The sequence below is a fragment of the Ktedonobacter racemifer DSM 44963 genome, assembly GCF_000178855.1.
Taxonomy (GTDB): Bacteria; Chloroflexota; Ktedonobacteria; order Ktedonobacterales; family Ktedonobacteraceae; genus Ktedonobacter; species Ktedonobacter racemifer.
The window spans coordinates 2592690-2615385 of sequence record NZ_ADVG01000004.1 but is presented as its reverse complement, the minus strand read 5'-3'; the positions used below and the strand labels follow the sequence as shown (position 1 = coordinate 2615385).

Sequence of the window (22696 nt, the reverse complement as noted above, 5' to 3'; positions counted from 1 at the left end):
CGCCAGTTGTCGCTCTTTTCTAGAAGCACGTAGAGGAATCTAACCTTTCAGGCCGGGTACCTCTTGGTGCTTATCCGAAAACTGAAGGTATTGTCAACTTGGGAAAGTAGCTGAACAATGTGCTAGAATAGCTGCATGAAAACAAACACCCCTGCTCCAAGCTACAAAGGCTTTCGCTTCCCACCTGAAATCATCAGTCACGCGGTCTGGCTGTATTTCCGTTTTTCCCTCAGTTTTCGCGATGTGGAAGAGCTTCTGGAACAGCGCGGAATCGTCGTGAGCTATGAAACCGTGCGGCAGTGGTGCTTGAAGTTTGGGCAGACCTACGCGAACGAACTGCGCCGTCGCCGTCCGAAAACGGAGACACATGGCATATGGACGAGGTGTACCTGAAAATCAATGGCAAAACCCATTATTTGTGGAGAGCTGTTGATCAGTACGGCAACGTGCTGGACATCCTGGTGCAGAGCCGACGCAACAAGCAGGCGGCCAAAAAGTTCTTTCGCAAGCTCCTCAAAGGGTTGCAATACGTCCCGCGCGTGATCATTACCAATAAATTGAAGAGCTATGGAGCAGCGAAACGCGAGATCATGCCTGGCGTGGAGCATCGGCAACACAAAGGCTTGAACAATCGAGCGGAAAACTCACATCAACCGACGCGACTACGAGAGAAGAAAATGCGGCGGTTTAAATCGGCCAAACACGCACAACGCTTTCTTTCGGCCTTTGGACCCATCGCTGGACATTTCCAACCACGAAGGCATCGTTTCCCTGCTGGGGAGTACCGTGCCCTTTTGCAGGGCCGATTCCAGCAATGGCATGAGGTAACTAGAGTCAAGCAGGTCGTATAACTCCTCTACCTCCCCACTTCTCATTACCCTTTTATTGCTTTTCTCCTATAGCTCACCAGTATATTTCGTTTTTATAAATAAGTTGACAATGCCCGTGTGATCAATACGCAGACCCCGTTCGAGCATTACCTCTTCCAGGTCACGATAACTGAGCGCGTACCGCAGGTACCAGCGCACACAGAGGAGAATCATGTCGGGCTGAAAGTGACGCCACTTGAACGAATGCTGATGACTCATCAAGGGTACTCCTCGGCTACGCCTCAAATAAAGAAGAGTTTGCCATCGCACCCTCATTCTTGCAACACAACCCTATGGGGTACTTTAATGTCGCACGACGCGACCTGCTCTCCTTTTTCAGCTCGTGCGTTTTTATCATTGGCCTGCTGACCAGCGCTGCCTTTGGCATCTATCCGATGGTGCTCCCGGCAACCGATAGAGTGCATAGCCTGACGATCTACAATGCCTCGGCTTCTGCCTATGGTCAGATTATGGGGCTGGCCTGGTGGATATTCGGCATGCTGCTAGCCATCATCTACTTCGTTGTTACCTATCGTCTTTTCTGGGGAAAAGTGAGTGTTGCCAATCGGGCAAGAGAGTAACTGCGATGAGTCTTCTCTGCTTGGTGAAAAGTATTGGCCCTCGCGGCCAATACTTTTCACCAAGCAGAGAAGACTCATCGTACATAGTTTGCGGTTTCATCCCTTAACTCAAAAGCATTGTTCGCCAAGAACACCGCTACAACCTTTACTCAACTATTATGACCTCGTGTATCTCCAGGCGCGGGAGTGTCAAGGTGGCTTTCCCCTCGGACCAAGTAAAAGGGAGCTCGCTGCCAGCTGGCTGACTCGTAATCCTCTGCGGTTGCTCTTCACAGCGGACCGTAATGGTCAGCGGGCCCACCACCGGAATCTCATCAAAGACATGCACCTTATCGTCCGCGTGGGGGCCGGCCGTGTTGACAAGATTGATTGCGATCTTGCCATGTGAACGATTGAGGGTCACATCGACAAGGTGCGATCCTGTGACCGTCGCCAATGGCTCGGGGAAAAGCGCATTGATCAGGGCATGCATAAAGTCACGGACAACCGTGGTTGTCGATTCCAGGTAGCGCTGGCCCACGTTGAAGTAGGTCGCGGCAATCTTGCCCTGCCCATACGTTGTGATGGAGGCCGCGTGAGAGGAGGGTAAGGTGGTATTGTTGCTGGGATACCAGCGACCGAAGGCCTGCGCCGACCCTTTGAGCCGTACCTGTGCGTTGGCTGCTTTGAGCCTGGCCAGGCGTCCCGCATGTTCCAGGTAGATCGGCTGCTGCTCCTGCGTTGCGTCTGTCAGCTCTACCTGCAAGGCATCGGCAAAGGGCGACGCCGTCTGCGGGCCAACGAGCAGCAGATTCCCACCATTGTGGACATAGGCCAGCAGCTCCTCGATCTGATCCTGTTCTAACCGGTTCCATTCAGGAATGACGATCAGGGGATAATCCGCAGTATGCCCTTTGAGCTGATGTTCCATGAGAACATCGGTAGAATATTGATTATCAAGGAGCACCTGCAACACACCTTGCAGCGGCTTCAGAGTTCCGTCGTACGCTTCGAAGTGCACGTTTGTCTGCCGATAGAAGGTTGAGCCTGCATAGTAGAGCGCGATCTGGGGGATTGGCTCGGCACGATGACAGATCTCCTGCCGTGCACGACAGAATTGCGCCACCTCGCGGGCTACCTCCATCTGCCAGGGAAAGATGGCCCCGTTACGGTCCTGCTGGAAATACATCTGAAACCCCCCGCTCAGGGCCAGGACGATCGCTGCTTCGCGTTGCAATTGTATGACCGATTTGGTCGAGAAGTCTTCCTGGTTCTCATTGGTATGCTGACCGCCAAAACTCCAGGTCATGAGATCCCAGGGGAGACCTTGATGGCGTAGACCGCGAGCCTCCAGACGTGCACCATTGACGCTATTCTGTAGCCAGAAGTCTCCGGAGAGAAAATCCACCCCCGCGCTTACCGGCTCAGGCATCTTTGCCGAGAAGGACCAGTTGCTGCAAATCTGAAAATCAGGGTTGTGTTTGTGCAGTTCATCTACATAGTGGCGGAGATACTGGCGGAACCCTTCGCGACAGAACTGCGAGAACTCATAGTAGTACGGATCGGTCGGGGCATGCGGGATCTCCTGGATACCCGTTTGAGCCTGGAATGCAGCAATAACCTCAGCGCGATAATCATTCTTGGACGCCCAGTTATCACCATCGATCCAGACACCATCCACGCCATAGACGTCGTTGAGCTCCTTCAGTTGAGGAATCAGCAACTCGTCAACGTAAGGACCAAAGACCGAGGTCGTATGTGGGTCCACCTTCCCCTGCTCATCTACACGCGCCCAATCAGGATGATGTTTGACCGCCATCTCATCCAGGACTCCGGAATAGTGCATAAAGAGCGCCACCCCGCGCCGGGCCGTCACCTCGCGCCAGATCTCCAGCGTATCTTTGACAATGCCAAGCGCACGATACCCCACGTTGGTAGGGTAGCTGGCATAGCCCTGGTGGCCTTTGCAATCGCACTGCACAAAGTCTGGTTGTACCATCTCAATAATATGTTCAACCATCGCTGGCGTTACATCTTTACCCACCGCCGTGGACTCTTCCCTGGCATGAAAGTCGAAGTGAAGACCCAGAAAACTCTCTTTTCGCCGTAGCCGCGCTGGCTGTGATGATGATGTCTGCAAAATACGTTTTCTCCTCTCGTGCCTCTGGTAGAGATCTATTGTTCGCGTGCCTTAAGCAACTTCTTCGGTCGATTGCCGCTTGAAGAGTAGCACAAAAACTGTTGGGATTACAATCATAATGAACAGAATGATGCCAATCGCTGAGGCATATCCGAAGTGTCCATCCGCAATATTGAGGTACATCTGTAGCGCTGGCACATAGGTTGCCGTCCCTGGCCCACCAGCTGTCATGACAAAGATATCGACAAAACCCTGCACGGTACCCGCGATCACAAAGAAGAACAGAATGCGGAATTGCGGCATCAGGAAAGGCAGATCGATCTTTAAGAAGCGATCCAACCAGTTCGCGCCATCAACCTGTGCCGCGTCATACATCTCCGCATTGATATTGAGGAGTCCACCCATATAGACAAGGAAGGCAAAGGCCGAGATAAACGGGAAGCCGACGCTGATAATTGAGCCCAGGGCGGTCCTCTCATCACCCAGCCAGGCATGTTGAAACTGTGCCAACCCAAGGCTGCCCAGTAGTTGATTGAGCAGGCCCGTATTGGGATCGTAGACCATGCGCCACATAAACGTCAAGACCAGCCCCGGTACAACGGACGGCAGGACAAAGAGTGTACGAAAAATGTAGCGATGCACATTGTTTCGTACCCAGAAAACCAGTTCCGCCGCCAGGAGCGGGAACGTAATGGTCTTTAAAATGTTGGCAATGACGATTAGTACCATGTTGAGCAAGCCTGTACGAAAATAGATATCGTTGAACAGGATATTGCCATAGTTCTGCAGTCCCACAAATTGCGTCACATTTTGCAGGCTAAAGTTGGTAAGTGAGTAGTACAGAGCCGTCAGGATCGGGTAATAACAAAACACGATGATCAGCGCGATGGCCGGGAGCGTAAAAAGGTAGGCGATACGTTTCTTCTTGATCAGCATCAATGTCGCGCGGCTGCTGTTGCGTAGAGAGCTTGTGGCCAAGATAAAACTGATCACAAGGCAGAGCCCACAGAGCGCGTTAAAGGTGATCCAGTAAGGTTTCAAGGTATCGCCCAGCACGATAGCTGGAACCGCCGTGGGATCCACCGTTTGCCATGGTCCATTACGTGGTATCAAGAGATACGTGTTGCCTGCGGCCGGTAACACTTCCTGTACATCATCGCCAGCGACGTTTTGGGTCGTCTGGATATTGCCGTCTGTATCCAGGACAAAGAGCGCTCCCTGCGCATCGCCGATCAGGAAATATCCTCGCTGCTCATCAAAGACAAGGCTCCGTATGGCGTAATTCGAGGCCGCGAGCTGCCATACCGCGTGCCCCTGTGTATCGATCAGCGTGACATTACCAGCATTATCGCCGGCCAGGACCCTGTTATCCGCCAGGACCAGTAATCTACTAATCGGTTGAGCCAGCGTGGTCGCCCAGCGTACTTTTCCGGTCGCAGCATCGAGCATCGTTACCTCAGATTTTGCCGTACCATAGGCAACCGAGTTCCCTCTTACGTACAGAGCCGATATTGCATGACTTCCCGGCGAGGAGATAAAGACTGGCGTCTTTGCCTTTGCGTTGTAGTAGGCGACATGATAGTTACTGCTATAGGCCCCACTCCCATATCCGACCAGGAAGCCCTCCCCGGGCGCAGACTGGAGCGCGACGATACGACCATCGACATGCTGCACGGACACCTGTTGAAAGTTTGCATCAAGTTCAGTGATATTGCCGTCGGCTGTCCCGACATAGAAATGCGGGGCACCAGTCTGCATGGAGACCGCCAGGCCACCGATCAGGTCAGGGAATTGCATATGTTGAATGGTGCGGCCATTTTGTTCTAGCCGCACCTCATTCGCAAGGGTCCCTACCAGCACCTGTTGCGCATTGACTGGCGTCACAAGTACTGCGTTGTTGCTCTGACCGAGGTGTGCGGCCAGAAATTGTCGCCCACCTGTCTGTTGGTGCAAAAAGAAGGCCATACCGATGTTGCTGAACAGCAGGAGCAGTGCAAAGCCCAGCGTAAGCTTCGCGGCGAAGGATTTTAGCCATGCTTGAAGGGAAGACAATCGTTTCATATGAGATCTTTCATACACTACCATTTAACTATTACGAGCCCGGCTGCCTTGCGACATTATCGAGATCGGCGTTCGTTAACTGATATTGTTTCAGCAGCGCATCAAAGTTTGTGATGAGATATTGCTGCAGCGCTTTGCCAAAGCCGTCAGGCGTGAGCTGGCCTTGCAGTGCCTGCTGGTACATATTACGGACATCGCGTTGGAAGTTGCCCCCGCCCCAGTAGAGCCATTCGTGGTTGTAGCTTACCTCGGCATTCCCAGTTTGTTTTACTTTCGAGAAGTATTGTGTGTAAATAGCTGGATCTTGCACACCTTTGACCTGTAAGGGGCCACCGGGAGCGAAACTACTGCTCTTCGCCTCTACATCGTTGTAGGGTTTATAGCCCTTCTGGCAGGTCCAGAACTGGAGGAAGTCGACGGCCAGATTGACCTGCTGCTGATTCTTCTTGATGATACTGAGGTATTCGCCCGCCGAGGATTCAATCGTGCGCACAGGCGAATTCACCAGAGGGCCTTGCATGGCAGGGGCCTCAAAGTTGGCCCAATCAAAGCTCTTCACAGAACCAGCAGGGATCTTTAATGCTTTCAAGCGATCCGGTGACAATGATTGCAGGTCCTTGTACAGGTTCACCAGTTCCCAGGTGCCATCCACCATCATCGCGGCCTTTTGCTGCAAGAAGGGGGTATACGTATCTTGTGTCACAAAGACGTCGGAAGTCGCATACTGAGGGAAGACCTTGACCATATTTTTTACCATATCGGCGACCGCAGGCGTATCAAAGCGCAGCTTGCCATCGCGTATGCCACGCAAGAAACGCTGGGTGTTGAGGGTATATTTACTATGGATGTTGGGATCTTTGGGGTCCAGTTTGAACTTGCCGTCCAAGTTTGGATCATAGTTCCAATCGCCCTCTTGGGCACGAACCTGTTCAATCCAATCGATATGGTATTGATCGAAATAGGTTTCGGCGAGCCACTGGGGGAGCTGATAGGAGTAGTTGATTGCGATTGGGGTCACACCTATGGCCTTGATTTTCGCGCATACCTCAGCAAACTCGTCCCAGGTCGTGGGTGGTTGTGCGCCAGCCTTAGCGAAGAGCTCCTTATTGTAAAACCACATGATATGCACGCTGCGGGTCGGCAGCATAATACGTGCGCCTGAGGTGCCGCGTGCCGCAAAGAAATCCCAGTTGATGGTCTGGTCCCAGGGCTGGTTCTCGTAGGGATTGATGCTGGTGCGATACTCGTCAAAATTCACATAATTTCGATAGCTCGGTACGTAGTTGCCAGAGACAAGATCCGGGCGAACATTACCCGCTGCTAATTGCGTCCCCAACCAGGTCCCGTAGTCTGTTACTGTCGAACCTGGCAACTCCCAGATCAGTTTGACGTTGGGTTGAACCTGTTTGTAGGCATCGGTCAATGCCTGCGCGCCTTTGTCAAAGGAGACATTGAGCGAGATAATGAGCTGGCCTTCCAACTGTTTGTTGCTGCCAGTGACGGCAGCCGGATGGGTCGGCTGATTGCCCCCACTGCAGGCCGCAAGCGTGGTAAGAGCTGTGCCGGTGCCCAGCATGGTGAGGAAGTCACGACGTGTCTGCTTATCACCCAGAATGTTTGGCATATCCACAGTGTTACGTCCTTTCTCCTGTACCTTTTCTCTTCACTGAGAATTTCAGGAAAGCACACGAAGGTACTGAGTGCTACATTTTCCTTAATAATGAGGGAGATCGCATTAGGCTGCGTATGCTCATGGCGCAAGATAGAAATGTGATCAGCGGTTGTCTTACGCTTTTACTGAGCTAGACATGATGCCTTGAATGTAATACTTCATGGCGATGATGAAAACGATCAGTTGAGGAATCGTCGCGACCACGTAGCCGGCGGTCTGTGCTCCCAGGTCCGGTCGATTCGCAAATTGGTTGGTGACGGGATTAAATTGTTGCAGTGCCATCATCAGTGTATTGTTGTTCTGCGAGAGCATGAGACTTGGCCAGATCAGATCACTATAGAAGCCAAGAAAGTTCATAATACCAATGGTCACCAATGTTGACGAGGCCAGTGGGATCGAGATGTACCAGAGAATATGGATATCGGACGCACCATCGATACGCGCCGCGAAAAACATCTCCTCTGGCTGGCTGCGTAAGAATGTGGTGAGCAAAAAGATTGCCAGCGGCAGACCGCCCGCAATGTTATAAACAATCAGTCCCCAAAGTGATCCACGCAGACCAAGCTGATTCGCCAGAATAAAATTGGGGGTAAGCAAGATGATGCCTGGAATCATCAATACCACAAGGACCATTCCAAACAAGAGACGCCTCCCCGGAAAAGTGATTCTGGCAAAGGCATAGGCCATTGGACAGGAGAGAACCAGGACCCCGAGGATGGAGGCAAAGGTCTCAAATAGGGTGCGTACCAGTGGCATTGCTAGGGGAAATACCGATGCCTGGTAGTTGCTCAATGTGATAGGCCAGGGAATGAGATGCCAGAAATCCGCGTAAATCAAGACGGATGGGCGCAGTGACATCGAAACCATCACAACGATGACAAAGAAAGTGAAAACTATCAATATAAAAAGTAGCGCATATTGAATAACCGTCCCGAGTGATAGCGACCTCCGCACGGCCCCCTTCCGTGTCCAACGGCTTATCTTCTCGTTGGAGAAGTCTTCATTGACGCGTTCCTGTACACGCTGCATACAATGACCTTTCCGAATAACCTGGTGATTAGCTGGTAACCCCCAGAAAAAGATACGCGTTGTCTCTGCTCTTGTTCAAAGCTCGATAGTCAGCATCGCTGCTGGTCCGCCGAAAATAAGTATTACTTATTCTGACTAAATCTATAACATTACTTTACCGAGCAAGTCAATAGTAATCATAGTAATTTCTGCCATAGGGAGCAATTTTTGTGTAAAAATCCCCATTTCTCTGCCTTCAGCGCACTAATTTAGCCCACAGGATCTTTTTTATTAGCGTTTATTGAACAACCCGCGTAAAATTTGTATGATAAATATACAGAGAGGCCGCTTGACTTTATCGCGATTTTATCATATAACATCTACAAAGATATGAACATTAGAAGTGAAGAGGAGAGGATGGAAGGTATGGCATTGATCGGCAAGCCGAATACGACTCCATATCAGCCAGCTTACGAGGTAACTGCTGTAAAAATAGCAGATCTTATCGAAGAAAAGGCACTGAAACCAGGTGACCGTCTTCCAACCGAGCAACAGTTAAGTGTGTTGTTAGGAGTAAGCCGCACAGTTATACGCGAGGCGATCAAGGTGCTGGTCGCGAAGGGACAGGTACTGACTCGTAAAGGGAGTGGTATGTATGTCGCTCATACCACTCCCTCGATCGCGACAGCTTCCATCCATATCTCCATGAGTACTGATCCAGAGCACGTCTCCAAACTTTTCGATTTTCGCGTGATCCTTGAAACCAATTCTGTCAGGATGGCTGCGCGGTTAATTACTCATCGGGACGTTCGTGCGTTAGAGGAGTTTGTAGAACGCAATACGCTGGCAGCTGAACAGGTGAATTTATCTGATTTCCATGATTCGGACGTCGCGTTCCATACGGGGCTTGCTAAGGCCACACAGAATCCTTTTTTGATCGCCTCCATTTATGAGATTATGCAGCTACAAGATCGCACCCTGAATATTGTGTTAGCAGGGACCACACCAGGGTCCTTACGCGAGGCTTCGTTGCAACATAAAACTATCCTTGAAGCGATCAAGGATGGCCATGAAGACGATGCGGCAGAGGCAATGCTCTTGCATCTGCGTACCCTGATCGAAAACTATGAGCTAGAGGTGCGCAGACGCTTGCAAAATACTGATATGATCCAGTAGTAAGCATATGCACTCTTTGTTGCGCGGTCGTTATTGCCAGCCATACACACGACGAGGGTATACAACCAGGAGCTACCTTCATTCATGTGAGTCTTTAATATTTTAGATTTAGAGGCATGGTTCACTTTTTGAACCATGCCTCTAAATCTAAAATATATACATGCATTCTATAGGGAGGCACCATGCGTATTACTGACATTCAAACGCAATTTGTCCCTGTCCCAGCCGTTGAACCAGCTTTCCGCTGGCGCAATGGTTTGCCTGGGTCAAATCCTGCTGGTACCAATATCGTTATTCGCATCCTGACAGATGAGGGGATTGAAGGAGTTGTGGTCTCTTCACGCGCCCATATCGTTGCTGATCTGCTCGATCGACGTTTACGTGCGGAATTGATTGGACAGGATCCGTTACAACGCGAATGGTTGTGGGAACGTATCTGGGAGATTGATCGAATTGAAGAACTGCCTATCTATGTATTTGGCTTGCTGGATATCGCGCTTTGGGATTTAGCAAGCAAGCATGCTAATTTACCGCTGTATCAGTTGCTCGGCGGCTATCGTACCAGCATTCCAGCGTATGCGAGTACGGTAACCTTTGCCTCGATTGAAGAGTTCCTGGATGTCGCGGACCAATGTCTTGAACTGGGTTATCCGGCGATCAAGCTTCATGCCTGGGGTGATGCACGCAAAGATGCCCGCCTCTGCCAGGCTTTACGTGCCCATGTAGGACCCGATATTCCTTTGATGTACGACGGTTCCGCTGGTTTTGATCTTCCGGATGCTATCTACCTGGGGCGTGCTTTATCTGAGGCCAATTATTTCTGGTATGAAGAGCCAATGCGTGAGTTCAGCATTGCGTCCTACACGCACCTTGCGCGTTCTGTCCAGGTCCCATTGTTGGTGGCTGAGACCTCTGATGGAGCGCACATGAATACCGCTGACTTTATCGCCAGCGGCTGTGCCACCTTTGTACGCACCGGCGCGACACATAAGGGGGGAGTGACCGGTGCTATGCGTATTGCGCACCTCGCGGATGCTTTTCGCCTGCGCGCGGAGGTTCATGGCAGCAATATTGTGCATCGCCACCTTTGTATGGCTATTTCTAACACAACCTACTATGAGTCGTTGATTACCTCTAATCCAGTCCAGCGTGAAGCTGCTGTTGACCAGCATGGATTGGTCCATGCCCCGACAGAGCCTGGAATAGGTTTTGAAAAGGTGCTAAACGCTATAGTGTAGTGGCAACCTTTACGGCTGCCACAAGCAACTGTTCATGGGTCATCAAACCGCCCAAGAGGAAAAACTTCGCCAGCTCAAACGCGAGTTAGAGCGTACGCGACAGGAGAGTGACATCCTAAAATCAACTACCGAGCTATGGAGGCAATCATGACAGAACCCTTTTTTCTTATTCAAACGGTGTAAATACCGTTTTCAAAGGAGCGGAAAACATATGCAACCACTTCTGGATGATGGAGATCTTGTACTCTTTCAAGGCGATAGTATTACGGATGCTGGACGAGATTATCTCAATCCACATCACCTTGGATACGGTTACGCGCTGATGGCTTCGGCCTGGTTCCAAGCACTCTATCCTGAAAAACAGGTGCGTTTTCTCAATCGTGGGATCAGTGGCAACCGTGCCATTGACCTCGCAGAGCGTTGGCAGCAGGATTGCCTCGACTTACGGCCCACCTGGATCTCTCTCTTGATTGGCATAAACGATACCTGGCGGCGCTATGACCAGAACGATCCTACATCGACGGAAGCATTCGAGGCGACCTATCGCTCTCTGTTGCAAAGAAGTACAGTGAGTTTGAGCGCCCGTTTCATCCTGTGTGAGCCATTTGTCTTGTCGGTTCCAGCTGATCGCGACTTGTGGCGCGTCGACCTGGACCCCAAGATTGCCGTTGTGCGGAAACTTGCGCGTGAGTATGGGGCAATTCTTGTGCCTTTCGATGGTCTTTTTGCCCAGGCATCTGCACGTCAGCACCCCGCGTTCTGGGCTGAAGATGGAGTACATCCCAGCGAAGCGGGAAATGCGCTGATGGCCCAGTCCTGGCTGCGCGCTATCCAGGCCATTGTGTAAGCTATGTTGGTCTATCTAAGATCTCCCCGGATTGAAAAGCGCAGGGGTTCGGATCAGTTTCACGTAAGATAGTGAGCAATGCTCGCAAGGAAGAGAGAAGCACATGAGCTGGACGAGCGCCCTGATTCAGGACAATCTCTATCACCGAACCCAAAGCATCAAAACGCAAAAAAACACTGATTTACAACACAGCCGAAGTATATGCTTCTAAAGTGGAGCAGTGTCTTATTCCCATGATGATGGTTTTGTGTGGATGGAGCGTCACTCCATCCACACAAAACCATCATCCCGATGCGCCTTCTGTGCTTTTTTACTCGCAGCCAATGGTTATGGCAGTTTCCGTCTCGGAGGGGAGAAAAAATCGTATATACACATGCACCGAGCGGCGAGGGGGGCCGATGGTCCATCACTCTAGACAGCAGTGATGCCTCCGCGATAGATAATGGTCAGATCCTGTGCCCGTTCTGAGCGAAGAAAGGCGCTAATTTCTTGCTCGCCAGATCCCAGGCGAGATGTACAATGGTGATTGGGTTCCAGCCTTTTATCTCGCTGACGGAGCCTTGCTTGAGTGCTGACGGTAAGACCGGCAAGAGTTCCAGCATCTCCGGCCTGAAATCAAGCACCATCTCTATCAGAATAGCCGGCGGGGTGATGGCCACGTCAGCGTTATAAATCTCTGCGTTCTTGGCTCAATCTGTTCCTGCCGAATGTACAGGCAGTGGAGACAGCAAGAGAAGGGTACTGGTCTGGGCATCACCGAAGCCGTGCGTTTCTCGCTCGCCCAGACCGAGCGGCACTTCCCCATGACACGTCCAACTGCCCAGATTGACCGCATCCGTATGCAGTATCTTGTCGGCTTCATTGGCATCCTGCGCTGCTTTTGCCAGGCTGCCTTGCGCAGTATGAGAGAGCAGCAGGTGAGCATAGCAGAACAGCGACTCTGGGTCCAGAACCTGCTCGCATCTTTACACAATCCCCTGCATATTTGCAGTGTCCTTGCCGAGTATCTCGACCTTGAGCAATGCGAGGTCTTCTTGCATCATAATGATCGGTACTACCTGCAATACCAAGGGACAGTGAAGCTGTTAGAACGGCAGTTAAGTGATATCTCTTCGCGTTACCCTCCACAAGCACGCCATCAAGCACGTTTCGAGGAGGAAAACACCCAGGGCGAGTATCCATTACAACTGTTCAGCGAGGACATCCTCTCTGCCTATCAAGAAACGCTGGCGATCGCGGCAGAGCAACGAGCCACTCTGCTCGATACCCTGCGTCAAGGCGTGCTAGCATTCCTCCCTCGCTCGCTTGTACAGCCGAAAAAAGAAACGGAGTAGCGTTCATTTCTCCGCTGCCGAGTTTGACAGCGAAAGGGGCAGCGAACGGAGCGCAAGCCAACTGCTCCATCGCACTCCGCCGCCACAGGAAGGCACAAGAATGGAAGCACAAAAAGAAAAGACCATCTCCTATGACACCCTGACAGACGGGGCACAATACCAGATCGATATCTATCCGGAAGAACAGTCGTTTACCTTCTACGCCAGGCGATATGCCAAAGGCTATCAGGTCCGAGGCATCCCTGATCATCACCTGGACCTACTGGAAGCGCAGGGAGGCATGGGACGGAGCTGGATGCGGGTCACCTTTGGCGACTCCTGGGACTCCCGGCAAGAGATGAGTACACCTGCTCTGGAATAAACCCGCAAAACACACAGGTCGCCCATCTCACCATGCCAACCATAAGACAACAACTGGGGGAGAAGTAACAACAGCACGCAGCACAGGCAACACACACTGCATGAAAGGAAAACGCGTTATGGATGACACCCTCAACCCACCGTCCCCGTTAGCACCAACATCAGATATCGCGCGTCGGGTCACCATCACTGCAGAACTGACCGAAATGGAGTCTGGAATACATGTCTTTGTGACCGTGCATCTTGTCTGCCATTTCGAGTGTACGCTCAGTCTTGATTGGGTGAGCCCAACAGGACAAGGAAAACGGCTTCTTGACCTCGATCCACCCGCTGCCCATCGCCTCTACCTCCAAGAGGTGGTGGCTTCAGAAGAGATCCTCATCGTCAGTGTGAGTCCTGCTCCTTCCACCCCGGACGAAGACGTCGAGCAGTCCGACGCCTGTTATTTCCAAGTGCTTCAGGGATCAGCCCATACCCATGAACTGGTATGCAGCGCCATCGAGAACGAAGACGCCCACACCGCGTTTGACATCTCCATCAGGCATCTTCCCACCATCCATCAGCCGCAGGACATCCCAGAAGTGCATTTGCCCTGGCGACCAAAGCACAAGGAATAAGGCATGTCGTGAGTGTCGCCAATGGGTGGACTGGATCACCTGGGAGGCTCTTCTCTTCTGGCCACGAAAGACCAGAGCCTCCTTCACAATAGAGGGCGTTTACCCACCCCGCACATGCAACGCAAGCCGACCATTTTGAGCAACTTTCCCCACTCTTTTACTAAGGCCGCTCAGAACATGGTTCAAGGAAAGAAATAGGGACACGAAGTTGCTCTTGCAGCGTTTGAATATGCTTGTGCTCTGTAGAGGTGGTCGGGGCGGCCAATATGCACTTCCACAATTGTGCCGTGCGTAATGATGGTTTCACATTGATTAAGCGTTGGATGATCCTCTGGCCGACGGAACCATATCACCTGCTGATCAACCTCAAGGCGAAAAACCACTGCCGAAAACCACTCGCTCCAAATTTGGTGCCGGTGATTGGCTCAAGATGCGTGCCGTAGCCGAGCAAGCGTTAGTCCGGGCGCGCGTGAGAGCCGTGTTTGCGGATGAAGGACATCGCTTGATGCAAGGGGATGGCCGTCACAGCGTCGATGAGCAACTGGAATGGCTGAAGTCGTTAAGCAATCGCACGCATGTTTTACACGTGCTGGCAGATCCCTATGCTCTCTTCGGGTTTCTCGGTAGGATGTGGTCAATATCAATGCGATCATCATTACGAAAGACGAGGCCGCACCATCTGCATTTCCTTTGCTGCTTCTGCAAAAGATTGCCAAGCTTACTACTCTAGGGGGATATTCTCTTACCTGCGAGCACCAGTAACCACTAGAGGCAGGAGTTCCCGACCTCCTCAAGCTCACAATATGTTATATGATATTGGTATACAAGTAAAGCTGATTTTGCTTGTATATTGCAAAAAGAGACGAGGGCAAACTTGAAATTAATTATTAGTTACTTTATTGTACTTAACATCCTGACTTTTGTCGTCTATGGCCTAGATAAGCATTCATCCAGAAATAGAGGACGAAGAGTTCCAGAGAACGTCTTATTGTTACTCGCATTTGCTGGTGGCACCCCTGCCGCCTATGTTGCACGAAAATACTTTAGGCATAAGACGATCAAACGCCCCTTCATCACAAGGCTGCGGCTTATACTCATCGTGCAAATATTTGTTTTGCTTCTCTATATTCTGTTATCTTTCCGTGGACAGGCTTAGTTTTCATTCGTTTGTCAAAGAGATCCAGATAGTTACTTTTTTAGATATTCTTATTGATATTTTTACAAAAATTGAAACTCATCTGCTAGAGTAAAGGAAAACAGCGAGAGGGACATGGAAAAAGAAAATCTTCGTGTATACTCTTTCGCAAGGAATCCAGGCTCGCCTGGCTCTACCCCCAGACCAGCAAACGAGCCATTACGAAACACAAACGTGTCGAGTTCTCTTTGATTTCCCTGGTCCCTCTTTCGCCCATCGAGCCACTTACACGGGTCATCGTTGCCACATATCTGCAACTGAGATCGGTGCGATGATCGGCATCACACGCGGTGAAGTAGTCTACGAGTTGTTCTACGCGGCCTTGCCACGAGGGGCCTTCACGCCTGCTGATATCGTGGATCTCTACTTGCATCAGGGAACGTTCAAGTGTGCGCTTTCTGATGAAGACCAGGAGCAAGACCTAGATCGCTGGTGTTCGCACACCACGTGGGGCCAGGAGTTTTGGCAAATCCTCGCACAATGAGTCTGGAATGGCTCCTCTCTTTAACCTCCTCTGTGGAACAGGCAGCAGCCGGGACTCCCACGCGCCCTCTGGCGTGATCCTTCTTCACGCTTCTTTTCTCTCTCACAAACAGCCTGTCCCTACAACTGCTGCCGTACTGATTTAGGAATCTCGGTGAAGAAACATAAGTGGGCCAAATAGGAAAAGGTGCCTATTATCACTGAGACCAATATGCTGCTGGTCGTCTTCACCGATGTTATGTCCAACATCGATATGAGCCAACGCTATCGCAAACAAGCAGAGCGCTACCAGCAAGCGCTGGAGCACAAATAGCAGTAACCCCAGTTGACAAATCCAGATAAATACATGCGCAAGGAAGAGGGCTATGTTGGCCTAGAAATGGCATTGGAAGCGATATTTCCCCTGGTCGACAAAGAAACACGTATGCAACTCCAACGCAGCGTCGCGCAGCGCTGCGGCCAGTTCGTTCTACTGCTGGAACGCGGCGAGCAAGCTGTGCTGGTGCAGCAACCAGACCCAGGAGACCTTGGCAAACGTCATTCCCGTCCACTCGGCCGACCTGCGAGCAAAACGGTAGGCCTCGAGGAGGGTCTGTTCCCCAGCAGGCTGATCAAACACCTGGCGCAGTTCGGCAGAGAGCGCGACGCTGGAACTGCGTTTGTCCATCGCCTCAACAAGGCGAGCATAAGAGGACAGCCCCACCGAGGCAATCGCATGCGCCTGGCGCATCTGTGCATGACTCACCATCACTGCGTTTCCTTTCCACTGCTCAATCTCCTTCGAGCATCCCTGGCAGGAAGAAGGCAACAAAAAGAGGACAGCGGTCCACAACGCACAGCAACCGGGGTCACTGGTCGTTGGTCTTCACTGTCCCCTCATGTGGGATATTCTCTATCGCACTGACGCTCCTGCAACAAACAGCACACGCAGAAAAGGCAGAAGCCATCAGCTAAAGACAACATGGGCTAGAGAAAAGTATATCATCATCCCCTCGACTGGGCAATGCCCCTCTCCCCTCGCCCGTCAGCCAATCCCAGCGTGCGCATCTCATCCCTCAGCAAAAGGAATCCCTGAATTCCATCCTATTTCTAGAAACGAAAAGGAACGATGATCTCCAAAGGTGAGGAGGAGTTGGACGGAGAGATGCTCGTGAGCCGCTTATCCGCTTGCAGGCTGGACAATGACGAGATAGGCCAATGACCACATATAAAACATCGACAGTCGAGCACCGCTGCGACGAAAGGTTCATTCCCTTGGAAGCCAAGCGCCGCCGACGCGAAAGGTCAATCCTTTCATTGAAGAAAACACGCTAGGGGAATTGTCTATCATCGGAAGCAACACGCTCGCGACACCTGGATACTCGGCTGGCTGGCACGTGAACTGCGACCAACAGAGTGGCTGCCACGACAAAATCCTCGGGCAGAACCAGGACACGGCCCAAAAGGATGTGGAGCCGTCACTCGTTGGCACACCTGGTTCTGTCAGAACTGAGCACCCAGAAACTCATCAAAGATTATGGCATGCTGATTACAACTTGTCTCTTGCTATGAGGTTGCCTGTAGGAGTACTTGCAAGGCCACAAGCCGATCGAGGAAAGCTCTTCGTCGTTCGGAGAGTGAGATCGATTCCCCCCTGATGGGGCGCAGACGGAGGTAATTCCGTAGCTCGTCAAAAGCACAACAAAAACGTGCCGCCGCCTCAAATGTTCCAAATCCGCGCATGGGATAGTATCGCTGTTTGATGCCTCAGTGGTCTTGCTCCAGACGATTGTTGAGATACCTGTTGGTCCGATGCTGGACACGATTGCCCATTGTCTCGCGGATAGCTCGTGGATACGAACGATGCCCATCCGTTGTCACCTGATCGGGAATATGACCAACCACAGCAGCTGCCTGCTGGAAAAACCGCTGAGCTGCCTCCATATTCCGTTTCTCACTCAACATGGAGTCAACGAGATGGCCATCATGATCGATCGCGCGATAAAGATAGCACCATTTTCCGTGAACCTTGAGGTAGGTTTCATCCACGTACCAGGATCTTCCTGCTTGCCCTCGTCGTTTCATCCGCAACTGGTCAGCTATCAGTGGGGCAAATCGCGCTTCCCATTCTCGAACTGTTTCATGAGTGAACACGAGGCCCCGCTCCAGAAACATTTCAGCCAGATCCCGCAGGCTCAACTTGTACCGGAGCCGCCACAGGACAACCAGAAGAACCACATCAGTGGGATATTCCAGGAAATTAAACGGTGTTCTGGTGCGCTCGTTGAAGAGGTGCTTGCAAACGGAGCAACGGAACGTGCGAGCCGAGCGTGGTCTTCTGGGTTTGCTCTTTGGTGGTGGTTGAGGCGCAATGTGGGCAGTTCATGAAGCACTCCTTCTCAGATGAGTCGTTGTTCTTATGAGAATACCTCCCAAACGATCACCACTACAAGTCTTCTTCCGAATTCTGACAGAACCTTTCTTGAGAGATAGTCATTGTGCTATACTGCTACCTTTCTCATACTCGAACGTGTGTAAACACCCTCGAGCGGTCAGTTCTTCCTGCTTCATCGTCGATAGCCAGCGCACGGGAACCTTTGGATCGGCCCTCCCGTTTCGGTCTCACATCAACTCCCCAGGCATTTTACGTCCGGCGGTAGCCACTCTCCAGGACGGCCAGCTTTACGCGTGAAGCTGGCGAAGCTCTTCTGTTGCGAACCACAGCAAATTCAAGGCGGCATTGAGATCCCGGTCGATCACCAGCCCACAGGCCACGCACTCATAGGTGCGGTGTTTGAGCGGCATCCGCTTTTTGACCTGCCCACAGCACGAACAGCGTTTGGTCGAAGGGAACCAGCGCGAGGCGATGAAGAGCTCTCCCCCGGCGTTGGCCACTTTGGTCTTGAGGAACTGCAACAGTTGCCCCATCGCGGCATCGGCCACGGCACGCGAGAGCTTCCGGTTGGCCATCATCCCCAGGATGTTGAGGTCTTCGATGCCGATGGACCCACAGGTGCGCACCAGTTCGGTCGTGAACTTGTGCTGCACATCCCGCCGAATGTTGGCGATCTGCTGATGCTTGCGTGCGACCTTGAGTCGTTGCTTCTCGTAATTCTTACTGAACACGGTTCGCCTGGTTTGCGGGTCTTTCGTCTTCTCTTTCTTACTGAGTTGGCGTTGCAGCTTGCCGAGTTTCTTGAGATGGAGCGCTAAAGGCCTTTGGTTCTCAAGCCTGCGCCCATCGCTCACCACAGCAGCGTGCTTTACGCCCACATCTACCCCCACCACTGCTTCGGGCGTTGTGGGGCGCTCCCGTGTGATGTCTCCTTGGATGGAGACGTACCAGTGCCCCGCTTCACAGCAGACCGTCGCCCCCAGGATCTTGACCCGTTCGCACACGACGTGCTTGCGCTGGTTGCGCTTCTTCGTGGGAGTGGTGGCTTTCCCCTTTTCGACGAAGCGCAGTTTTTCGGCGAGGTTCACCGTTCCCAGTCTGCGTAAGAGCTTGCCTCGGTCCTTCTTCGTTTGGCGCTGATCGAGGATGAAGCGGCCAAGTCCGGGAATCGAGATCCAATGGCTTCCCAAGATGAATTTATCGTTGGAGAGATAAAACGATTCGTGCGACTTCCCCTTTTTCTTGTACTGCGGGTAGTTCGCTCGGCCCGCAAAGAAGTTGTCATAGGCGTTTTTGAGGTCGTCGAAGGCACCCTCCACCACACACTTCGTCACCTGATAGGTCCACGGATACTCCTGCTCCCGGATCTGGTTGAATTGCTTCTTGAGTGCGAGGGCATATGGCGGTTTGAGCACGCGCTGCTCTTGGGGAACGGTTTCCTGCTCAGCTTTATACGCCTGATACTGCTTCTCCCACTGCTCCCGTCCCCAGTTGTAGATAAAGCGCCTCGTGCCACAGGCTCGTTTGAGATACTCCACCTGTTCAGGGGTGGGGTTCATCCGGATCTTGTGCGCGGTTTTCATCCTTGAGCGCCTTTTCTCCCGCTTTGCGGGAATTCCAGTTGAGCAGGACTCGACACCCGGCAAGTGGCGATCGTTCAGCGAGCGGCTGGCAGCTTCGGAAGGTTGAGCGCCGTGGTCAGATCGACCTCATGAGAGGAGCGACGCCCAGAAAGCGTTCCTTTGGCTTTGAGCCTGCTTTCTCGGTCCCAGCGCTGCACTGTTTTCACGCTGACATCCACCTGCTTGGCAAACGGTACGACTGCGTACATCTACTTATTCTCACTTACTTTCGCACACGTTGTCAATACTTAGTATGTATCTCCTTCCATGCCTTTGTAAAGGCTGTGGCGTCCCGCCTTTCTCAGATTTCGCGGTCTCAGGAAAGGCGGGGCGTTTGCATATCAGTCAAACTTACAGCTCCGCACTACACGATCTCTTTCCCTACAAAAAATACCTCCGTTCACTCGGTCTTCTCGGATAACTCGGAGTTATCCGAGTTATCTCACACGTAAGTGTACTCAGTATTTCAACAGTTGCCAACAGTTACACAATATTTGTTGACATCTGTTGAAATCCTGGGTATAACTGTAGCATGATCGTGCTATGATGAAAGCGTCGCCAACGAGAGGAGGAGACAGTATTGATCGTCCATCAGCAACAATCTGGAAGTGATCTTATGAATCAAGAATCAACAGAACCAACATATATAGCTCTAGAAGACGCTGCCAAGGAGTTAGGTGTTAACCGGAGCACCATGTACTACTACACAAAACAGTTGACCATTGAAACGAAGAAGTTCCCGCTGGACAAACGAACATACATTTCGAGAGCTGATCTAGATCGCATTAAGTCAGCAAGACAGAGTGCGTCTGACAGAAGGCATTAATCAATTGAAGCGAAAGAGTCGTCCGATTCCTCCGAGCTATCGGATTGCCCGGAGTGGTCGGATAGATCGGAGCTGGCGATCTGTGCGGTTATTATACATTGCAAGGAGTAAACGGTTAGCATTACAATACGCAACTTTTTACATTTTGTAAAAAGTTCATTCAGGCCAGTTGGGAGGCCATTTTATGGAGAATTCTGAAAAAGAAAAGCAGGGATTCGAACTTCTGCCCATTTCTCAGGAGGCACTTGGCGGCCAGGACACAGAAGAGTTCTACGAAGTGCGCCGGATTTGGGTAAAGGAGGAAATATGCTGGTATTATTCCGTAGTCGACGTTGTTAAATTGCTTACCAGGTCGAAAAACCCTGGTGTCTATTGGTCTGCCCTCAAGAAACGCAATCGTCATGATCAGGGATTTACCGACATTCTCACACAAATCAAAGAATTGCCGCTGCGTGGGAAGGATGGCAAGCTTCGTGGGGCCGAGTTTGTAACGCGAGAAGTGATGTTACGCTTGGTGCAAAATATTCCAAGTGAGCGTGCGGAGCAAGTTCGACGCTGGCTTGCCCAGGTTGGTGAGGAGAAGTTGCAAGAGGTCGAGCAGCAGACACAAGCGGAGCAACTGCGTGACCTGTATATCCGCCAAGGGCGGACTCCAGAGTGGGCCGATGCGCGGATCCAAAATTTGTTAAGCCGAAATGCCCTGACTGACGAATGGCTTGCCAGAGGTGCCCAGCAACATCTTCATTTTGGCCTGCTAACTGGTACTATTCACCGAGGCACATTCGGGATCACATCAGATACGCATCATCATGCCGTGAAGAAGCTCCCCAAGAGCATAAAGAACGCACGAGACCATTATACAGAAGAGGAACTTGGCGTCCTAACGCTGGCTGAGCTTGCTGCACGTCGTATGCATGAACAAAACGACAGCCAGGGTGTGCCGCAGCTTTTACAAGATGCTCAGGCTGCTGGGAACTTTGGGGGTCAAGTGCGCCAACAATTTGAGGCATTGACTGGCCAGCCCGTTGTCTCTTCCCAGAACTTTCTAGACCAGCCCAAAGGCAGGAGAAAGAAGAAGCAGCTACCGCTACCTGAGCAAGAGACATTGTTCGAGGCCACACAGGAACCTGACATTGATGAAAAGTAGCCCATTTGCTGACTTTCTGTATTGCCAGAAAGTCTGCAAATTGTAGAAGAATATCCTCTGATTTAGATTTCTTGTTTCCTCCGATGTATCCGTTCCCTCTGACTTATCGGACTTCTCAGGGTATAGCTCTTCTTTATCTTCCCTAGACCAGTTGGCTTTTGAAAAATTATATCCCTCCTCATGCCACGAAGCAGAAGCCAAAAAGCAATCGTCACCACCTGGCCAGATCCGGGTGTGGCAGGGTGCGGCAAGTTTTTTTGCGCGAGGCCGAGTCCAGGAAAAATACAAGAGAGCCATCGGCAGGATCACACTGGAAGGCCTTCTGCCTTCAGAAACCGCTCGAACCAAGCTACCATGTGCTGACGGGAGGGTTCCCACAGGTGTGGTAAAAGCCTATGACCAACATCAGGATATTCCAGGTAGCACAAACGATCTGGAGCAGTCGCATAGAGTGGTGCAAGCTGCTCGTGGAACGCACGGATGGATCGGGCTGGCACTGCCTCGTCCTTCTCAGCAGCTTGGGAAAACAGAGCAACCGGGAAAAAGCGCTCAGCATGTCGGTGTGGACTCTCGGGCCAGGGCAGTTCCCATTCTGGAGAGCCAAGGATGGGGGTGGCCACACGCAAACGGGGCTCGTTGACGATGGCGGCGTAAGTGATTTCGCCGCCCATCGAGATTCCTCCGATGCCCAGACGCTCGGGGTGTGCCCACCCGCAGGAGAGGAGTTCATCAACAATCATTGGCACTTCGGCAGCCGTCTGGCGCACAATTGTCAGATAGTGAGCCTCAGTGGCTTCTGGTTCCCTTGCCCAGCGTTCGTCATTGAACATCTCTGCGAAATGGGGGAAGCGTCGTTGCCCATGGCCGATAGCATCCAGACTGATCACCAGAAATCCGGCTTGTGCGAGACTGATCGAATTGGCCTCGATCTTCTCTTTGTCTCCGCCAAAGCCGTGGTAGAGCAACACCGTTCCCCGCTCAGCACATGTTTCTCTCGAAGTGTGGAAGTAGAGAAGGGCAGGAACAGAAGCAATGGTGGTAACTTCTTTTGTAAGAGGCATTCAAGGAATCCTTTCTGTTGGAGAGAATCCTGCTTATTTAAAGGTAGTGTTGCAAAAAAAATTAAGCTCATCAAAATGATACGCATTCGAAAATCGTATCGATGTA

General features: G+C 51.6%; 20 protein-coding genes and 4 pseudogenes. 13 read left to right on the top strand and 11 right to left on the bottom strand.

Features of this window, described 5'->3' with window-relative positions; translation table 11 throughout:
• Positions 1-135 precede the first annotated feature (135 nt).
• A pseudogene (locus KRAC_RS53395) lies at positions 136-851 on the top strand (IS6 family transposase).
• A gap of 84 nt (positions 852-935) precedes the next feature.
• Here KRAC_RS53395 and KRAC_RS53390 read toward each other — a convergent pair.
• Positions 936-1088, bottom strand: a pseudogene (locus KRAC_RS53390) (IS6 family transposase); the annotation flags it as partial.
• 74 nt (positions 1089-1162) lie between these two features.
• On the opposite strand from KRAC_RS53390, the gene KRAC_RS53385 reads away from it, so the two are divergent.
• A complete protein-coding gene (locus KRAC_RS53385; protein WP_157508118.1) occupies positions 1163-1450 on the top strand; it encodes a cytochrome d ubiquinol oxidase subunit II in 288 nt (95 codons plus the stop codon).
• Between the two features lie 145 nt (positions 1451-1595).
• Here KRAC_RS53385 and KRAC_RS53380 read toward each other — a convergent pair whose 3' ends face one another.
• The 4 genes from KRAC_RS53380 to KRAC_RS53365 all read right to left on the bottom strand — a co-directional run bounded on the left by KRAC_RS53380 (position 1596) and on the right by KRAC_RS53365 (position 8331).
• Entirely contained in the window at positions 1596-3569 is a 1974-nt protein-coding gene (locus tag KRAC_RS53380; protein WP_007921470.1) for an alpha-amylase family protein, read from the bottom strand.
• Positions 3570-3620: 51 nt separating this feature from the next.
• Positions 3621-5630, bottom strand: coding sequence for an outer membrane protein assembly factor BamB family protein (locus tag KRAC_RS69925; RefSeq protein ID WP_052569328.1), 2010 nt, complete (start codon positions 5628-5630; stop codon positions 3621-3623).
• A 31-nt stretch (positions 5631-5661) separates the two neighbouring features.
• Positions 5662-7254 carry an ABC transporter substrate-binding protein gene (locus tag KRAC_RS53370; protein WP_040447607.1) on the bottom strand — a complete coding sequence of 531 codons (1593 nt, stop codon included), beginning with the start codon at positions 7252-7254 and terminating at the stop codon, positions 5662-5664.
• Positions 7255-7416: 162 nt separating this feature from the next.
• Positions 7417-8331, bottom strand: a complete 915-nt coding sequence (locus tag KRAC_RS53365) for a carbohydrate ABC transporter permease (protein WP_007921465.1) — start codon at positions 8329-8331, stop codon at positions 7417-7419.
• Positions 8332-8727: 396 nt separating this feature from the next.
• Here KRAC_RS53365 and KRAC_RS53360 point away from each other — a divergent pair, with 396 nt between their 5' ends.
• From KRAC_RS53360 to KRAC_RS53350, 3 genes are all read left to right on the top strand, one after another.
• The gene (locus tag KRAC_RS53360; RefSeq protein WP_052569327.1) at positions 8728-9486 is read left to right on the top strand and encodes a FadR/GntR family transcriptional regulator; all 759 of its coding nucleotides are present in this window, start codon (positions 8728-8730) and stop codon (positions 9484-9486) included.
• A 182-nt stretch (positions 9487-9668) separates the two neighbouring features.
• Entirely contained in the window at positions 9669-10724 is a 1056-nt protein-coding gene (locus tag KRAC_RS53355) for an enolase C-terminal domain-like protein (RefSeq protein WP_007921463.1), read from the top strand.
• A gap of 211 nt (positions 10725-10935) precedes the next feature.
• Positions 10936-11571, top strand: coding sequence for an SGNH/GDSL hydrolase family protein (locus KRAC_RS53350; protein WP_007921462.1), 636 nt, complete (start codon positions 10936-10938; stop codon positions 11569-11571).
• 446 nt (positions 11572-12017) lie between these two features.
• On the opposite strand, the gene KRAC_RS53340 is transcribed toward KRAC_RS53350, so the two are convergent.
• Complete coding sequence (locus KRAC_RS53340) at positions 12018-12230, bottom strand: hypothetical protein (RefSeq protein ID WP_040447605.1); 213 nt, start codon at positions 12228-12230, stop codon at positions 12018-12020.
• Between the two features lie 48 nt (positions 12231-12278).
• On the opposite strand from KRAC_RS53340, the gene KRAC_RS53335 reads away from it, so the two are divergent.
• From KRAC_RS53335 to KRAC_RS78875, 6 genes are all read left to right on the top strand, one after another.
• Positions 12279-12905, top strand: a complete 627-nt coding sequence (locus KRAC_RS53335) for a hypothetical protein (protein ID WP_007921460.1) — start codon at positions 12279-12281, stop codon at positions 12903-12905.
• A 100-nt stretch (positions 12906-13005) separates the two neighbouring features.
• The gene (locus KRAC_RS53330; RefSeq protein WP_007921459.1) at positions 13006-13266 is read left to right on the top strand and encodes a hypothetical protein; all 261 of its coding nucleotides are present in this window, start codon (positions 13006-13008) and stop codon (positions 13264-13266) included.
• 118 nt (positions 13267-13384) lie between these two features.
• Positions 13385-13882, top strand: a complete 498-nt coding sequence (locus tag KRAC_RS53325; protein WP_007921458.1) for a hypothetical protein — start codon at positions 13385-13387, stop codon at positions 13880-13882.
• 850 nt (positions 13883-14732) lie between these two features.
• Positions 14733-15038 (top strand): DUF1294 domain-containing protein, encoded by a 306-nt coding sequence (locus KRAC_RS80510; protein ID WP_420795867.1) that lies wholly within the window; start codon positions 14733-14735, stop codon positions 15036-15038.
• 133 nt (positions 15039-15171) lie between these two features.
• Positions 15172-15561 (top strand): hypothetical protein, encoded by a 390-nt coding sequence (locus KRAC_RS53315; protein WP_040447604.1) that lies wholly within the window; start codon positions 15172-15174, stop codon positions 15559-15561.
• A 186-nt stretch (positions 15562-15747) separates the two neighbouring features.
• On the top strand, positions 15748-15873 hold the full coding sequence (locus KRAC_RS78875) for a hypothetical protein (RefSeq protein ID WP_274532202.1): 126 nt from the start codon (positions 15748-15750) through the stop codon (positions 15871-15873).
• A gap of 156 nt (positions 15874-16029) precedes the next feature.
• Here the strand turns inward: KRAC_RS78875 and KRAC_RS53310 are convergent, their stop codons facing one another.
• The 4 genes and pseudogenes from KRAC_RS53310 to KRAC_RS64380 form a co-directional block, all read right to left on the bottom strand.
• Complete coding sequence (locus tag KRAC_RS53310) at positions 16030-16308, bottom strand: hypothetical protein (RefSeq protein ID WP_007921447.1); 279 nt, start codon at positions 16306-16308, stop codon at positions 16030-16032.
• Between the two features lie 797 nt (positions 16309-17105).
• Positions 17106-17925 (bottom strand): annotated as a pseudogene (locus KRAC_RS53305) (IS6 family transposase).
• 296 nt (positions 17926-18221) lie between these two features.
• Positions 18222-19517 carry an RNA-guided endonuclease InsQ/TnpB family protein gene (locus KRAC_RS53300; protein WP_007921446.1) on the bottom strand — a complete coding sequence of 432 codons (1296 nt, stop codon included), beginning with the start codon at positions 19515-19517 and terminating at the stop codon, positions 18222-18224.
• A gap of 77 nt (positions 19518-19594) precedes the next feature.
• Positions 19595-19765, bottom strand: a pseudogene (locus KRAC_RS64380) (IS607 family transposase); the annotation flags it as partial.
• A gap of 407 nt (positions 19766-20172) precedes the next feature.
• On the opposite strand from KRAC_RS64380, the gene KRAC_RS80505 reads away from it, so the two are divergent.
• Together KRAC_RS80505 and KRAC_RS53290 are read left to right on the top strand one after the other, a co-directional pair.
• Positions 20173-20382, top strand: a complete 210-nt coding sequence (locus KRAC_RS80505) for an IS630 transposase-related protein (RefSeq protein ID WP_420795884.1) — start codon at positions 20173-20175, stop codon at positions 20380-20382.
• Between the two features lie 184 nt (positions 20383-20566).
• Complete coding sequence (locus KRAC_RS53290) at positions 20567-21529, top strand: BRO-N domain-containing protein (protein ID WP_007921443.1); 963 nt, start codon at positions 20567-20569, stop codon at positions 21527-21529.
• A 305-nt stretch (positions 21530-21834) separates the two neighbouring features.
• Here the strand turns inward: KRAC_RS53290 and KRAC_RS53285 are convergent, their stop codons facing one another.
• The gene (locus tag KRAC_RS53285) at positions 21835-22590 is read right to left on the bottom strand and encodes an alpha/beta hydrolase family protein (protein ID WP_007921442.1); all 756 of its coding nucleotides are present in this window, start codon (positions 22588-22590) and stop codon (positions 21835-21837) included.
• Positions 22591-22696 lie beyond the last annotated feature (106 nt).